Origin of the sequence: Streptomyces sp. URMC 124 (assembly GCF_051386455.1) — a bacterium.
Classification (GTDB): Bacteria; Actinomycetota; Actinomycetes; order Streptomycetales; family Streptomycetaceae; genus Streptomyces.
In genome coordinates this window covers 1-231 of sequence record NZ_JBPQTS010000670.1, presented here as the reverse complement: position 1 = coordinate 231, position 231 = coordinate 1, and the positions used below count along the sequence as shown (strand labels likewise).

1 protein-coding gene is annotated in these 231 nt (G+C 56.7%); it reads right to left on the bottom strand.

What is annotated here, in order from left to right; all coding sequences use genetic code 11:
- Positions 1-73: 73 nt before the first annotated feature.
- On the bottom strand, positions 74-223 hold the full coding sequence (locus ACSNOG_RS34115; protein ID WP_436756539.1) for a hypothetical protein: 150 nt from the start codon (positions 221-223) through the stop codon (positions 74-76).
- Positions 224-231: the final 8 nt, after the last annotated feature.

Here is a 231-nt window from a genome sequence, read left to right as displayed (position 1 = left end):
ATTTCGGATATCCTGGTTCAAGACAGGCCATTTCGAATAGGATAGCCCCCCACCAGTGCACGATGGCTACGGCTTATGCCTGTTTCGCCACCGTCGACCGGTGCGCATGCGGATCCGGCATATCCTCCTCGATTTCCCGGCCGTGCAGCTTCACGCTCATGGCTACCCCGAGGCTCGCCATGCTGATTACGAGCGATGTTCCCCCGTAACTGATAAACGGCAATGTAATCC